Genomic DNA, 15,419 nt, shown 5'->3' on the forward strand with positions numbered 1-15,419 from the left:
ACAAATAGGTAAAAGGGATTGGTAGTAATGAATAATCAACCTAACATCCTTCATGTATCTAAAAAACCAGGGGTTAGATACGGCAGTATTAATGAAGCAATATATGAGGCCCCGGAAGGTTCGACTATCATTGTTGAACCTGGTAGATACGAAGAAGAGATTATTATTAATAAAAAAATACAAATTATTGGTAATGGTTCGATTGACATGGTGATTCTCGAAGCTAAGGAGACGGTCATATTAATTGATACAGAGGAAGAAGTTTTTATAAAAGGATTAACCATTTCACAATCCAAAAGTGGAATAGGACATGCGATTGAAATTCCTAAAGGTAAACCTGTGATTGAGGACTGTCACATTTATGCCGGAATAGCTGATTGTATAAATATTGCCAATATGGCAGATCCCGTCATTCGGCAATGCAAACTATCCAATGGAAAAGGGAAAGGGATTGTTTTTTCTAATTTTGCTAAGGGAACAATTGATTCTTGTGAGCTAAATGGTTTTTACTCTCCTGCTTTATGGATTATGGATGGCAGTCATCCAGTCGTCAAAAACTGCAAAATCTATGATGGAAAAGCGATGGGGGTTGTTTTTGACAACAATGGTAGAGGGATACTTACAAATTGTGAAATATACCAAATACATGAGAAATACCCAGCTATTTGGGTAAATGATCATAGCAATCCTGTAATAAGCGGGTCCTATATTCATTCTGGAAAAGGCAATGGTATCTTAGTAGAAAAAGAATCAAAGGCGGTTATTGAGGATTGTCAGATTGAACGTTTCGAAGATAAGGCTCTAGTTGCTGACGAGGGAAGTACGTTGACTATTCATCATAGTAAAAAAAACGATGAAATAGGAACCGAGTCATGTAATAACAAAATAAGCCAAAATGTTTTTGCTATTGATTTAGGTGTTTCCAATACCAGAGTTTGCTTTTTAATAAAAAATGAATTTAGCCCGGTAATTACTTTTCCATCTTTCTTATCATATATAGATGGCGACTGGGAGATTGGGAGTCTAGCTAAAAATGCAGCTTCTTCAAATACTCAAACCTTTTCTGGATTAATTCAGGGAATAGGCAAAAATAAAGCCTACATTATTGATGAAAAGAACTATACCGGCGAAGAATTGCTAGGTAGGTATCTAAATTGTATAAATGATTTGCTCGAGGAATCATTAGGGGAACGTATGGAAAAGTGTGTAATTACTTCGTCAAATTTAGATGATTACATTTTTACAAAAGCACTTAAAGATACTCTTAAAAGGTTTAGTGGATTGGAAGTATTACGAGTGATTGGTCAGGCGAAAGCACTAGGATTGGCCTATGGTAAGGAAATAAAAAAAGAGGATGAAACCATACTATTCGTAAATATCGGTGGAGGTTCTTTGGATATTGCAGTCATGAATATAGGTGAGGGTGTGCATGAAGTAGTCACTCATAGCGATGATTTTGAGCTTGGCGGTGAGCATTTTGATTTAGTTATCGTTCATCATCTATTAAAAGAGTTTAATGAGAAATATCAACTGGATCTTTCTAAAGATCCTATGGCTGTTAGACGTTTAAAGCATGCAGCTGAAAATGGAAAGATTGAACTGGCATCAATTTCCAGCACTAATATACTGTTACCCGATATTTACGTTAATGGTGAGCATTCTTACCGTATTGAGAGCACGTTAACTATTGATAAATTTGAACAATTAATTAGTCATTTAGTTGATAAAATAAAGTTAAAAATAGAAAATGTGCTTTTTGATAGTAAAATAGTGCCTGATGATATTGATAGAATCGTTCTAAGTGGAGGTTCCTCTCAAATACCAATGATTTCTACAATCTTTGGCAGTGAAAAACCGGTTGAAATTCTAGACGCTGATTTAGCTGTGAAAGGGACAGCACTCCAAGCAGGTCTATTAACTGGCGATTTAAAGGATATGGTTTTTCTAGATGCTACAGGTCATTCAATCGGCATCCAAACAGCCTCTCAATCCATAATGGAACTCGTAAAACCTTATACAACCATTCCTGCTAGTCACTCGAACGTGTTCACGACAACAAGGGATCATCAAACGGAGATGGATTTTCATATTTTGTTAGGAAATCAAACGCAGATATCAAAAAATAAAACACTGGTCTTTTTTCAAATTAAAGACCTTCCTAAAGCGCCAAAGGGAGAACTGCAAATTGAGCTTACGATTGAAATAGATAAGAATCATCTATTCCGAATTAAGGTGCAAGACTTGGTTTCAGGTCAGATTCTAAAGAGTCTAACTTTAACTAAAGAGGCTGCAAGGAATGATATACACTTCAAGAATGAAATTGCTTTAAAGAAAGGGACATTTGTAAATATAAGGGAAGAAAACCAAGTCGTTGAGAAAGAGGTATCTATAGACGAGATTCAAGATTTGGTAGAAGAACTCATTTCCATAATAGGAGTAGAGAAAGTGAAACAAAGTTTAAGAGAGCAAATAAATCTAGTGAAACATTAAGCTTCATAGGGGAACAGGGGTTAGTAAATGAAACGATTAGAAAAAATGAAAAAGATTCATGGAATATTGGCAATCATCATAACAGCATTGTTAGTATGGAAGATGAGGCAAAATGGCATGTATGTTGTCATTTTAATTGCTCTAATGTGGGCAACTATGGGTTTATACTGGGTGAAATTTTTACATGCTTACTTGCTAAGATCTATATCGTTATTACTTGCTATTGTCTCAGGGGTTTATGGGTATTATTTTGAGACATATCATGGATATTCCCATTCATTTTTGAATGCTATCTATTCTACCATACATTTGTTTTTTTTAAATGTCGATAATGTCTTTAATAAAGCTGCTGACCCATATGCTTCACTGCCTTTGTCAATTGAGGTAGCACGATGGTCAGCAGCATTTTATACTATATCAACCATTAGTAAGTTTGTACTGAGCTATTTTGGACAATCTGTTAGAGGGATTTGGCTTCGGTTTAAGGGCGGTCATATTATTATTGCTGGATTTAGTGAAAAAGCAGCTATTCTAATTGAGAACCTTAGAAAAGAAGGCTATTCTGTCACGGTAATTGAGGAGACTATTGATAATGAGCAAAAGAACCAGCTTTTTGATCTGGGAGTTTCTTTTTACACAGGTGAAATGACGGAGTATTCTTTGTATAAGAAGAGCGGATTGTCGAGGGCGGGTTATGTCATTCTGTTTCATGATGATGATTCAGTCAATCTTGATATCTATCTGGCTATGAGAGATTATTTAGAGGAAGATCTGTTGCCGGAAAAGTGTCGCTGTCCATTAATAGGTTTGTTTGGAGGGTCCAAACATAAAGACCCAATCACCATCCTACTACATTTAAATCATGCTAAATCACTTCAAGTTTATAATGGCTTAGTAATTGATGAGAGTGAAAAATACCGATCCTATTCCTTTTCTTCATATCAATTAATTGCTGAAAAAATGTTGAAGGAGCGACCGTTATACGAAGGAATTGAGGAACAACTTAGAGATCCAGCCGGCGATCCGCTTCATTTGTTACTGATTGGTTTTGGTAAAGTAAATCAGCAAATAGCATACCAAGCATTAAATGTTTCTCATTTTTTAAATAGAAAAAGGGTACGGCTTACAATACTGGATCGAAACATTGAAAAGGTAAAAAAGCAATGGGGGCATTTGGCAAAGTTTGCAGATCAAGTGGCTGATATCGATTATAGAAAGGTTGATCTTACGGTTCATAATATTAAGGAAGAGCTGGGGGAGATTAATGGAAGGGTTACCCATGTTTTCCTTGCACTTCGAGATGATTATTTGGATATGATAGAGGGGCTTGAATTGGTAGAAACTTGTCCAGATATCCCCGTTTATATAAAAATGAAAGATGACCGTAAAGTAAGTATGTGGCTACATAAAGACCAAAGTGAATTTAAACAGATACAAAGATTTTCCTACTTTCGTGAGGTTTTGAATAGTGAGTTTGTTTTAAATGTAAACTTGAAAAAGCTTGCGAAGCAAGCCCATGAAAACTATCAGCGTCGAAGAGAAGAACTGAACTTACCAACGAGTAAGGCATGGGATATGTTAGATGCATTTAAACAGGAGTCAACCCGTTATCAAATGCTTCATAATGATACTAAATTAATGCTTCTCGGGTTAACAAAGGTGCCGTTAAATGACCCGGAATACTCCCAGCAGGTGCTATCTGCGGAACAATTTGCTGAATATATCATTCCGTATATTGAACCTCTTGCTTACGTAGAGCACGAACGTTGGAATGCATTTCACCTTTTAAGAGGTTGGAAGGCTGCAGGAGAAATAAATGCACCAAGAGAAGAGTTGGATAGATTGAAATTACACCAATACCTAGTCCCGTGGAACGAACTAACAAACGAAATAAAACAATATGACCGTGACAGCATTATCTATCTAAATGAATATTATCGTGCACAAAACTATGGACTAGTTAAAATTTAGAGAATTCAACGTATTATAAATGATGTTCCGCTATCCGTCCTGGGAAGACATTTCTTTTTGTGGTGTCGGGGACCATATTATTTAAAATGTATTTTGAAGATGAAAAACCTGGGAATAAACTTATACCCCAGGTTCTTCTTCGTTTTATTGGGTTTGAATGGTTACTTTTGAGCTAACCCAGCCGGTAACTTTGCTGTTAGTTTGAATTTTATACCAAGTAATCCCTGATGTACTGACACTTGTTTCTCCTAGAAATACCGCTTTATCTCCAAAGGCTAGAACATCTAAAGATGAGCTTGAGCCATCAGGTGCTGTGCGTATATAGACACCATTTTTAGCATTGTTTGCTGGTGTTATATAGGCTGAGTTCTGCTGTGGTGAGGATGCTTCGGTTGTTTCCTCTTCAAATTTTGCAGCTAGTTCAGCCGAAAAACTAGCAAAACTTTTATAGTTATTAGGGTTAAATCCAAGTTTTACAAGATGCTGATTAATAAGGTTAACTTCAAATTTACTCCAAGAATTTCCGACAACACTCTCAGGGTTTACAGTTCCCCAGATTGGAAAAAGTAAAGCGCATATTCCAACTGAAAGAACGTACCTTTTTTTTGTTTTTGGATGAAAATTCCTTTTTTTGGTCAGAAAGTTATTTAATTTTGTAAAAATAAGAAGAAAAAAGGATAACAAAGCATCAAGCAAGCCTGTTCCAAAGAAAGGGTTTTTCCCTTTATTTCTTCTTCTGAAGATTATTTCACCGAGCTTCTGCTGACTTGAATTTAGCAGGGCTGTAACACCGCTCACTGATTTTCTAAATAGAAATATTAGAACCTTTAATATTAATGGGGAAAGAAAGCCAATTATTGCAATAAGTATTACCATTCTATAGGGTGCAGCCATCCCCATTAACTTGATGTAGAAACGATAAATATATTCCATAAATGACGTTTGAATTTTATCAATCAAAGTCACTGTCTATTCCCCTTTTTCGCTTTCTATTGTGATGATTTGAGATAGTTTAGAAAGTAATTCATCATCAGGTTTTTGCGGTGTAGGCTCTTCAATCTTGGTATAATCCTGTTGTTCATTTGCTGCAGCAGGATTTAAGGTATGGTTGGTTTGGGTTGGTTTGTTAAGTGAATTTAGCTTAATAATGTCATCAATGCTTAATCCTATTTTTAATCGTTCATTCACAGTTTGTGTATTTTCTCTCTGTTGCCTTTTTTGATCTTCTTGTATTTCTAAGAAAATAGCAGCGCGTTCTTCATCATTTCTTGCTAATGCTAATCGCGCCCCATAAATCCCGTATCTCTCTGTTAATTCAGAAAGCCTATCCATTTCTTCGAATGTAGCATTAGATTTGGCGCGGGATAGCTGGCTGTTAATTTCAATGTCTGTTTGGACTTTTTTCTGCTGGTATTTTGCTTCTTTTTCTAATGTATTTAATTTTTCTAAGTGTTCTTTTGATTTTGCACTCAGTTCCACATCCGCACTGATATCCAATAGTTTTAAGCCGATATTGTCTAAGTTTTGAGCAAGTTTTATATCTGTTGATAGGCCTTCGAGGGCTGGAGACATAAGATTATACTGTGAGATCGAATGCTTCTTTGTAATATCAGAGATGGCATAAAATAATTGTTTTTTTATGACATTGGAATAATCTTGAGAACGATTTCTTAGGACGAGTGCAGGGTCATTCACTTGAATCATTAAAGAAACTTGGACATTAAATGTTTCCACCGGATCTTGAGAAGGGAACTCTCCCTTATAATCCAAGGTTTTTGGTGTAGTATCGATACGAAACACCTTGTTGAATTTTCCATATCTAAGTTCAGAGCGGCTTAAACGCTGTCCATCCTTAATTGTAACCATCTCTTCTAGTGAATTAATATAGACAAAAGCAACAGTGGAACTTGAAAATGGCTGTTTTTCTGGAAACACACCGCCCTTTACATCATTTGATCCGAGAATAAAATTCATAGTAGTATTACTTCCTTTCAGAAATTTCAATAATTTTAGCAACAATAGGTACAGCGGCCTGTTTGTAAGGTCCTTGTAAGACTTCATAAAGGAGGGTCAAAATTGATTGTTTAAGTTCAGAGCCACCTTTAATTAATAAGGAAAAAGTAAAGAGTTTTAAAGATTCATAAAGGGCTGGATGGTCGTGAGCAATTTTAAAAAAATGTTTCATTACTTGCCCAGCCATTTCCCGTAATTTCCAGTGCTGAAGGCCTTCTGAAATCGCAAGAGGTAGCAACTCGTGCCGAATTTCGTTTTCATTCAGTAAAATGGTTAAATCCAAGTTATCCATATTCATTAAGAGAGAATAAAAGAGATTAAGTATTTCATGTTTTTGAATAGCATTCTTATCGTAATCTTCTAACCATATTTTAAACAAATATGGGACTGATAAAAGGTAAGTATCATCATGTTTTCCATACTCAAATAAATATTTCATACTTTCATAGACGACATCCCCTAATTGGCGTCCCTGAACGTGATAAATCGCTGCTAAGTTTACAAACGAGTTTGGGTAAAGATAAATTCCTATTGGTGTTCCGTATGCAACTGCTGCAGTCCACTGAAGTCTCGTATTATTACTTAATGAAGCCCAGTAATTAACTAATTTATCAATGTATACAAGATTTTCCTTGTATTCCGACATCTCTAAAAGAAGATTAATGGATAAGATACGATAATAGGCTTCTTTATGGTTAGCCCAAGCTTGAATGACCTTATTGTTAATTGTTAACGGGTCAATATTTGATAACTCTACTAAGGCGTTTATGATTTTTTCGTTTGTATATTTATTAGCCCCTGCAAGAAGTATTTCCATCCACTCTAGAATGACCTCTTTTAAATGCGGATAATTTGTCCAAATATAAATTAGGACCGCCGTGGCATCTTCTTTTGTTTTAAATCGAACAAATTGGTCTTGTAAATTTCCTGTTGTGGTATTTATAAAACTAGTATATGTTTCAGCGCTAATTTCATTAAGTTGTTGGATGAATGACTTTCCCAATGGTGCTTCTTGCGAAGGGATATTTTCTAATTGAGTTTCAGAAAGTAAGAATCCCTTTAATTCCTCTGTTCGGTCTACAAGAAAGGTGTACTGTGATTCATTAAAAACCGCCAATGAAAGGATTAGTGCATATTGCTCAATCGACCGATTTGTTTCAAACCAACCTTCTATTCGTTTATTAACATTTTGTGTTAAAGAAGAAAGGAAGTCTTTTGTCGAGAAATTTCCATTCACTATAGAAGAAAGTTTATTGACTAATTCCTCTGAATCTCGTGGTAAGAAGTCATTCGTGATGAAACTATTTAGATCCAAATCCTGCATTAATTGAGCAATTTGGGATTGTAATGAATCTGGGCTCGATACCAGATTTACATGGTTTTGGATTAGTCTTTGAATATCTGCTGGTGGTTCATGTTTGATAAAGTATTCAGAACCTTGCTCAAGCCTTGTTCCATTATTTGTGGTAATCACTAAGAAGGAATGAGAAGTTTGTATGTGTTCAGATAGCTTTTTTAAAGAAAATCCATTTATCGAAAGTAGTGTATCAGGTGAGATATTATCAATGATGTATCCTGCATTTTTTTCAAACGGCAGATTGATTAATTCTTCTAATGAAATATTAGGGAAAATCTGATAATGATTATCGATGTTTATTTCGTTTAATAGACACATGGCTGTCGTAAATTTACCTGTATGTTTTTCGCTTTGCAAAAATAGAATCCCTTTTTCTTTAAGAAGGTCTTTTGCTATTTCAAATTTGGGAAAGGGTACATGAACGGTCTTTGTCCGATATAATTCCTGAGTCTTAATTTGATAAATAAATGATTTTGCTTTTGCGCTTCCCCTTGTCCCTTTCACCTCATGAATGCTTTTTCCATAGTGAGGTATTACCGCATTGGTTTCGTATTGGTGTAAGCTGTACATGCTTCTAATCTTTTCAATTAGAATAGTAATGGAATCGTCTATATTATTCTCATTCGCTTCTAACCAATTAAGAGTAGATATGTAGAATCTCATCCACTCCGATAATGGAACAGAGTCAATTCTAAATGGAATAATTGTTTTATTATTCTCGGATGCAAGTGTCACTTCCCGTTTGACATGTTCAGACGAACCAGAATGCTGAGAAACAATAACAAGAACAAAGCGGAATTTATCAAGTGCTTGTGTGATTCTGGATGCGTAATCTCCACCAGGGGGGATATCGTTGGGGGCAAACCAGCAAGTAAATCCTTCTTCTAAGAGGGAATTATATACCTTTGTAGCGATTTCAGTATCTTTGGTTGAATAACTTATAAAAACTTCTCCCATTTTAAATTCCATCCCTTTTTATGTAAAAATAATGCGAAATCCCTCTAAAGGGACTGCTTTTTGTAAAAATATAATATCATAAAAAAGTATATAATTGGATGTGTTTAAAACTTTTTTCCTGTTTATACCTATAGAGAAGGAATGAGAGGGGGAAAACTGATTGAATTATCAACCAAAACCTTTAGATACCACAAAAATAAAGTTATCAAATGATATTCAGGAATTACAAGAAAAATTAGCTGAGAATATTCATGAAATATGGGCATTGCAAAGATTTCAACAAGGTTGGACATATGGGGCGGAACGAAATGATCAAAAAAAGGAACATCCGAATTTAGTTCCTTATAATGAACTAACTGAAGAAGATAAAGATTATGATAGAAGCACCGCTATGGAAACATTGAAGACCATTCTTTCATTGGGGTATACAATTCGAAAAAACGAGACTAAGTAATAGCAGGCAAAAAAGGAGATTGATATCGCTTAATATTCCGATTTCCAAATGGAAGTGAAAAATATAGTTTTTTTACAAATTGTGGAGGATTAATCGCCACTATTTTCTATTTTATCCAAAAAAAAGAATGATTTCTCTATGTGTGTGAACACTAACTAAAACAAATGTTGACCGAGGAGAGATTTCCCATGCCTGAAATGCCAGCTTTAGCGTCATCAGAGATCGGAACATTATGGATGACTTATCAACAAAAGACGATGATCAAGCATATGTTAGAGTACTTTATTGAAAAAGCAGACGACCAAGAGGCAAAAAAAATTATGAACAATTTACATGAAGAAATTACTCCCTATATAGAACAAATGGTGCGGATTTTTCAAAGTGAAGGAATCCCTACTCCGATAGGATTTACTGACCAAGATATCAATAAAGAAGTCCCGAAGCTCTATGATAATGGTTTTGATATCATGTTTGTCCGAATGACTAAAGAAATCAGCATGGCAATGCACACCTTAAATATCACAATGTCTTATCGCGATGATATGATTCATCTCTATAGGAACCTCACAAGTATGACACAAAAGTATTATCATCAATGTACTAAATACCTACTAGAAAAAGGGTTAATTCCCCGTTCGCCGTATGTTTCAACCACTAAGGAAGTGGAGTTTGTCAAAGATACCAACTATCTAGGTGGATTTAACCCGATTAGCGGGAAACGCTCTCTTAACACGGTGGAGTTGGCAAATATTTATCATGCCATCGAATCCAATGTGACGGGGATGCAAATGATTTACGGATTTGCCCAATGTGCGGAAAAAAAGGATGTGCGTAAATTTTTCACAAAGGGTGGAGAGATGGCAGCAGCCATCGTTAAAGAGATGAGTGAGGTCCTTTTAGAAAATAATATTCCCGTTCCAGCTACTGCTGGTGGGAATATCACTACTTCAACCCTTGCTCCTTTCTCAGATAAAATGATGATGTACTGCGTCAGCCTGTTCTGCAGCTTTTCTTTAGGCGGTAACTCTGTCGGAACGGCATTTAGCTTACGAAATGACCTGCCGGCGAAGCTGTCGATCTTCATGAAAGATATTTTTGAATACGCGCATGAGGGTGCAAAAATCATGATTAAGCACGGATGGATGGAGGAGCCGCCACAAACGGTGAAACCGAAATAAATGCAAGAGCCAGGAGAAGTGTGAATGCACTTCTCTTTTTTTGTGCTTTCGAAAATAAATTTAATATTTTTGTTAAAAATGCAACTTTCTGGTAATGTGAAACGTGGATTAGGTGAAAGGGGGATGAATCGTGCAGCTTGAGGATGTTTTTAAACAGAATCTGAATGATTTGTATCGATACTTATATTCCCTTTCTAAAGACCACTTTGTAGCAGAAGACCTCGCCCAAGAGGCTTTTTATAGAGCTTATGTGTCTCTTGAAGATTATGAAATTAAAAATATTAGAGCTTGGTTATTTAAGGTGGCTTATCATGCGTTCATCGATTTCCAAAGAAAAAATAAACGAGTCATTGTTGAAGATGAAATGGATAAGCACGTTGGCGTCAGTCAGGCCACACCGGAGAAGAAGATACTGGAAAAAGAATCGTTAAGCCAGTTGTTAAAGGACATAAGTGATTTACAAGAGAATGAAAAGCACGCGGTCCTCCTATGCGATCTGCATGATCTTCCCTACCAGGAAGCCGCAGATATTCTTGATTTAAAGTTAAACACATTAAAAAGCCACTTATTTAGAGGTAGAAAAAAGTTGATAGATAAAGTGAAAGGAAGGGAACGGACAGATGAGCGATAAGATGAATCCAAACGATGATGAACTCTATCAAAATTTTATTGAAAATACGAAACTGCAATATAAAACGAGTCATATTCTTACTGAAGAAGATCAACGAACCATTTTTAACGTGGGGAAAGGTCATGCACGATTAACGAATATTTTCATTAGTCTTGCCGTCTTGTTACTGATCATTCCAGTCATGACACTCATCACCTATTTCTATTACGCAATCGGAGGAAGGGCTGACAAGCTTATTGAAGTTGCCTCAAATACGATCTACGTAACGGAGCCTAATATCAATTTGGAAAAAATCAAAATTGAAGACGAGATTGGGTTATTTTCCATGCACATCCTGTTCGATGTCAATAAACGGATAGGAAATGAGGATTATAAAGCGGGAGACTATGATATTTTCTTCGCTTTAGATCAACCCAATTTTCCTAAAAAAACGTCCCTTTTAGAACGACCGCTACCTGAGATTCCTAGTGTAGAAACAGAAACATTGCTTCATCCAGATGCTAAGATTCCGTTTGATACCGGGGGAGAATGGAATATATTAAAGGGGCTTCCAGATGGCACAGTTGCCGAAGTGTATGTGTCATTATCCACCTTGCATAACCCTGAGGAGATCAAACAAATCATGCCAAAGGAAACAGAGGTGCGCTGGTTAGCAGTAGATACGGGGTTCGAAGCTAAACAAGTTGACAAGGAGGGTGTACCAATCACTGCCATCGGCTATCCTTTCCAAATTGACTCAACCATTTGGTCGCCTTTCAACGGCAGAGAACAAACCAATGAGGAAGTATTCATGGATATTCTTGTTCAACTTTCAAAGAATGAAGACGTGGCAACAAAAGTAGCCAGGGCCAAGTCGCTAGAATTAAAAGAACGGATTGCCTATTTAAAGAAACATGGTATTCAAGTATATGGCGCTGTAGTGACCGGACCAACGCCAGAACTTAGAAAATTGGAGCAGATGAAAGAGGTACGGGCTGTAAAGGTAGGGGAGGTAAAGCTATGGAACTGGAAATAAAAAAGAAGTCCACACTCAGTAAATTGGTTGGGCTTGCTGGCATTCTTTCGTTCGTTTGGGGGCTATTTTCACTTGCGGTTCTTAATGCAGCCTTATTATTAAAAACAGAAACCTTTCCCGATTTCTTTTTAATAAAGAATCCAATGTTTGGCATCATTCTTGGTGTAATCGGACTATTTACGAGAAGGCGGCCAAGGCTATATGCGTGGTGGGGATTGGGGATCAACGCATTTATTCTCCTCTTTACCTTTCTTATGTTTATGCTTGCCTGGACGATCAATGCGAAACCATAATTTACTGTAATGTTAAAAAAAGAAGTAAGCCCCGCTACTGCTGCGAGCTTACTTCTTTTGCAATGTCATCACCAAAATTATTCAAGATAAAGGTTTCTTCCTCTGCTTTACTTAAGATTCCATAGGCTTGCCCGACGGTGCCACCTTGGTATTGCCAGAAGTAGTTGTGATCGTCATCGACTGCCGCAAAATTACTCGCCTTCCATTTTTCAAGAATGGCCAGCAATTGGTCTTTTCGGTCAAAATCACTGTTGCTCACGATTTCATACACGCGATTAATGGTGTCAGGCACCATAGGAATGGCCCCCCATTTTTCTTCTGCCTTCACTTTTTGGTGCGTCATCTTGTGCATCACTTCAATGACCTGATATTCGGAGCTGGTGTTGTCGATGCCGATATCGTATTGAACGCCACCGATTTTATCTGTTTGTTCGCTTTCTTTATCCGCAGTCTTATCCACAAGAGAAGAAGAATCATCCACAGCTTTCTCTTGATTGCTTCCGGAGACGGCCTCGCTGTTGATTAATTTATTGGCTCCATAGATACCGCCAAGTAAAACTACCAAAATAATGGACGGAATAATCCATACTTTCTTCACAGCCATCCCCCCTGTTATGCCTGTTTTTCATATAATAAGAAAGTAAAAATGCGACTTCGAGAATTGTCCAGCTCCAGCGCCTAGCCCCTCGGGTCAAATAACCTTCAGCAATAAAAGTCAAAGAGCGACTTTTCTTGCTGAAGAACATTTGCCTGTCGGGGCTGACCAAGGCGCTTCCGCTTTTCTTACTCATTTTCCTTTTATTTTACATGTTTCTAGTAAAAAAAGCTTGTAGGAAGTCTACAAGCTTTAGAGATTATTTGTTTAATACCTTCTGAATCACAAGGTTAGTTAGGTTTGGTACGACTTCTAGTGAGTAGGTCATTTCCATTCGTTCTAACTTCTTGTGTGCATCTAAGCCGTATGGGCCGATGTTGATGACTGGTACGTTGATGTCGCGGATGTCTTGGTAATCCACAAAGAGCTTCGTGCCCCAGCCAGGGTTGTTGTTGGTTTCGGCCTTAATGCCCGCTTCATCATCACTTAACGCGACAAAGCTCATATCCGAGATATACGGGAAGAAGTTCCTTGTCACAATCGGATGTGGATAGTGTGGCTGCATTTCTTCCACCGCTTCATCCAATGCATGGATCAAGTTCAATTCATCCTCTGTTTTTCCGCTCAACTCAATCCTTGGAGAATATAAGGACGAGTAAAAAAGAATGATTGCCGGGCTCTTATCTTTCATCCATTTCCATGCTTCCTCTACTACTCTAGCAGCAAACATGCGCGTATCTAATTCCGGATTATTGACAAGTTTCCCCTTAAACTCATCCATATGTGCGGTGAACGTTTCACCGTTCTCAGTCACCAATAATTGCTTCATCTCCTCGTACGTCATGACTCTCGACTTCCAAGGATTCTGAACATATGGTTCTCCGCTCAATGCGCTGTATTGCTTATATCTTTCTTCAAAAGACGAGAGTGCATTGGTAAAAGCAATATCGGCCTGTTCTCTTAATTTTTCAAGCACGTCCTTTGGAGACCAGGAATGAATAAAGAAATTGTAATAGACATAGGCAGCTAACGCCGTTTGAACCGTATAAGACGGCTTCAAATCAGTTTGTTTTAACGAAACAGGCGGCACTGTCGTTTCTCCAAACGCTTCGTTACATAGCTCTGGATTGTAGTTGATTTGTCTCGTCAGTTCAGCCGCGATAAAGTTGGGATCTAATCCCTCAAAGGCAGAGCCAACATGCGTTTCTGCTCCCGTAATAAAAAATGACGGCAGCAGTTTTCCGACCGTGCCCTTATAGATATACCGATTGTCATCGCCTTCATAGCGCGGCGCCACGAAATCGGCATTAATCGCAGCAGAATAGGCGAAATCATGTTCATTTTTCCAGCGTTTCAATGTTTTTAAGGCAGAAAGTACACCGTGTGAGCTGTCTTCCTCATCACATTCCGCTAAAAGAACTAGATTTCCGTCTAGCTCTTCTGGATGCTCCGAGTAATATTTTAACAGATAGAGATGACTAGCGACGCCGCTCTTCATATCAAGGACGCCACGGCCAAACATCCAATCTCCGGACTGTAAATGATCCTTTGCAGAAGCAGGCAACTCTTCGTTTTTCAAGGATTCCATCAGCTCATCTGGATAGCAGGCCTGATCTTTCAGGTGGGTAAAATCATCAATGCCAACAGTATCCGTATGACCCATGAGGATGACGGTTCGATTGCTCGTTCCCTTTGTTCCTTTGACAAACGCCAGTACATTATAGCGCTCTTGATGATCGTTGTGTGTTTGCTCTAACACAAGATGACTTGGGTTTTGTGAAAAATAGGTCCAAGAAGAAATCATGGAATATAAAGCCTGGGCAATGGCTTTTTCGCCATAAGTATTAACGACACTTTCAATGTTTACGAGCTGTTTTGTGAATGCCAGTACATCTTCTCGACATTGCAACATACGCCTAACCTTCTTTTCTATAAAATTAGTATTTCTATCATTGTACTTGGAGAATTGTCCAGCTCCAGCGCCTAGCCCCTCGGGTCAAATAACCTTCGGCAATAAAAGTCAAATTTTTCTTGCCGAAGAACATTTGCCTGTCGGGGCTGACCAAGGCGCTTCCGCTTTTCTAATAAATTGGTATTTTAGAAAAATGTATCTCAGAAGTTAAAGCTCCGTCAAGACTTTTCATTTGGTTAGAAATTCCATTAAAAACATTATTGCATTTGTTGGAATATTTTATTATACTGAAAAAAGTTTCGTCAAACTAAATATAAAAATCCTCGTCTTTAAGCATTAGATGGGGTAGAGGTCGCGATTTTTATTAGTATCCTATGGGAGATTCAGTGAAATCTATGAAAATAGGAAAAAGGATCAATCGCCGAAGCTTCTGAAATCACTTTTTTCAGAAAGCTGGGTCTGCACTCGAATAGGGGCAGAACTGTCACAATTCCAAGGAATTGTGGAGAGCTATCTTCACCAATGCTGATCGATGAGGGTGTGCACGACACCG

Annotated in this window: 12 protein-coding genes and 1 riboswitch; of the genes, 7 read left to right on the forward strand and 5 right to left on the reverse strand. The window is 37.5% G+C overall.

Going from position 1 to position 15,419, the window contains the following annotated elements; translation table 11 throughout:
• Window positions 1–27 precede the first annotated feature (27 nt).
• Complete coding sequence (locus AA0X95_RS06175) at window positions 28–2,490, forward strand: Hsp70 family protein (RefSeq protein ID WP_413306664.1); 2,463 nt, start codon at window positions 28–30, stop codon at window positions 2,488–2,490.
• A gap of 27 nt (window positions 2,491–2,517) precedes the next feature.
• Window positions 2,518–4,461, forward strand: coding sequence for an NAD-binding protein (locus AA0X95_RS06180; RefSeq protein WP_413306667.1), 1,944 nt, complete (start codon window positions 2,518–2,520; stop codon window positions 4,459–4,461).
• A 144-nt stretch (window positions 4,462–4,605) separates the two neighbouring features.
• On the opposite strand, the gene AA0X95_RS06185 is transcribed toward AA0X95_RS06180, so the two are convergent.
• The 3 genes from AA0X95_RS06185 to AA0X95_RS06195 are packed head-to-tail and all read right to left on the reverse strand — an operon-like array spanning window position 4,606 to window position 8,788.
• Window positions 4,606–5,421: an SH3 domain-containing protein gene (locus AA0X95_RS06185; protein WP_413306670.1), complete on the reverse strand. Its 816-nt coding sequence runs from the start codon at window positions 5,419–5,421 to the stop codon at window positions 4,606–4,608.
• Window positions 5,422–5,430: 9 nt separating this feature from the next.
• Window positions 5,431–6,435: a hypothetical protein gene (locus AA0X95_RS06190; protein ID WP_413306673.1), complete on the reverse strand. Its 1,005-nt coding sequence runs from the start codon at window positions 6,433–6,435 to the stop codon at window positions 5,431–5,433.
• A gap of 7 nt (window positions 6,436–6,442) precedes the next feature.
• Entirely contained in the window at window positions 6,443–8,788 is a 2,346-nt protein-coding gene (locus AA0X95_RS06195; protein WP_413306676.1) for a toll/interleukin-1 receptor domain-containing protein, read from the reverse strand.
• Between the two features lie 160 nt (window positions 8,789–8,948).
• On the opposite strand from AA0X95_RS06195, the gene AA0X95_RS06200 reads away from it, so the two are divergent.
• From AA0X95_RS06200 to AA0X95_RS06220, 5 genes are all read left to right on the forward strand, one after another.
• On the forward strand, window positions 8,949–9,242 hold the full coding sequence (locus AA0X95_RS06200; protein WP_413306679.1) for a RyR domain-containing protein: 294 nt from the start codon (window positions 8,949–8,951) through the stop codon (window positions 9,240–9,242).
• Window positions 9,243–9,430: 188 nt separating this feature from the next.
• On the forward strand, window positions 9,431–10,420 hold the full coding sequence (locus AA0X95_RS06205) for a DUF3231 family protein (RefSeq protein ID WP_413306683.1): 990 nt from the start codon (window positions 9,431–9,433) through the stop codon (window positions 10,418–10,420).
• Window positions 10,421–10,550: 130 nt separating this feature from the next.
• Window positions 10,551–11,051, forward strand: a complete 501-nt coding sequence (locus AA0X95_RS06210) for a sigma-70 family RNA polymerase sigma factor (protein WP_413306686.1) — start codon at window positions 10,551–10,553, stop codon at window positions 11,049–11,051.
• The gene (locus tag AA0X95_RS06215) at window positions 11,041–12,066 is read left to right on the forward strand and encodes an anti sigma factor C-terminal domain-containing protein (RefSeq protein WP_413306690.1); all 1,026 of its coding nucleotides are present in this window, start codon (window positions 11,041–11,043) and stop codon (window positions 12,064–12,066) included. Before AA0X95_RS06210 ends, AA0X95_RS06215 begins: the two co-directional genes overlap by 11 nt.
• Window positions 12,051–12,359 (forward strand): hypothetical protein, encoded by a 309-nt coding sequence (locus AA0X95_RS06220; protein ID WP_413306693.1) that lies wholly within the window; start codon window positions 12,051–12,053, stop codon window positions 12,357–12,359. The genes AA0X95_RS06215 and AA0X95_RS06220 overlap by 16 nt, the downstream gene beginning before the upstream one ends.
• A gap of 34 nt (window positions 12,360–12,393) precedes the next feature.
• On the opposite strand, the gene AA0X95_RS06225 is transcribed toward AA0X95_RS06220, so the two are convergent.
• Window positions 12,394–12,957 carry a DUF6241 domain-containing protein gene (locus AA0X95_RS06225; RefSeq protein WP_413306696.1) on the reverse strand — a complete coding sequence of 188 codons (564 nt, stop codon included), beginning with the start codon at window positions 12,955–12,957 and terminating at the stop codon, window positions 12,394–12,396.
• Between the two features lie 256 nt (window positions 12,958–13,213).
• A complete protein-coding gene (locus AA0X95_RS06230) occupies window positions 13,214–14,866 on the reverse strand; it encodes a M20/M25/M40 family metallo-hydrolase (RefSeq protein WP_413306699.1) in 1,653 nt (550 codons plus the stop codon).
• A gap of 338 nt (window positions 14,867–15,204) precedes the next feature.
• Window positions 15,205–15,387: riboswitch (Lysine riboswitch) on the forward strand.
• Window positions 15,388–15,419 lie beyond the last annotated feature (32 nt).

The sequence above is a fragment of the Neobacillus phoenicis genome (genome assembly GCF_047302305.1).
Lineage (GTDB): Bacteria > Bacillota > Bacilli > Bacillales > Cytobacillaceae > Neobacillus.